This is a genomic window from Pseudomonas sp. P7548 (assembly GCF_013386585.1).
Lineage (GTDB): Bacteria > Pseudomonadota > Gammaproteobacteria > Pseudomonadales > Pseudomonadaceae > Aquipseudomonas.
Genome location: NZ_JACARO010000106.1, coordinates 1 through 330, shown reverse-complemented (window position 1 = coordinate 330; position 330 = coordinate 1). Strand labels below are relative to the sequence as shown.

1 protein-coding gene is annotated in these 330 nt (G+C 61.5%); it reads left to right on the top strand.

Features of this window, described 5'->3' with window-relative positions; genetic code table 11:
* Positions 1-289 (top strand): ATP-binding protein (locus HX803_RS30075; RefSeq protein ID WP_256732974.1); only part of this gene is annotated, 289 nt, incomplete at its 5' end.
* Between the last annotated feature and the right edge of the window lie 41 nt (positions 290-330).

The window sequence follows — 330 nt, the reverse complement described above, 5'->3', positions numbered from 1 at the left end:
CAACCTGCTGGACAACGCCTGCAAATGGGCGGATGCGGATGTGCGGTTGAGCGTCAGCGAAACAGCGCAAAGCTATGTGCTGGCGGTAGACGACGACGGTCCCGGTATCCCTGAAACGCAACGCGACCAAGTGCTCAGCCGAGGCGCACGCTTGGACGAGCAGATCGACGGCCACGGTTTGGGCCTGGGGATTGTGCGCGATATCGTCGAAGTGTGGGGCGGGGTGCTCCAACTGCAAGCAAGCGAGCTGGGCGGCCTCAAGGCCTTGATCGAACTGCCCAAACGCTAGAATTGACACGCCACCGATCAACAATGTGGGAGCTGGCTCGC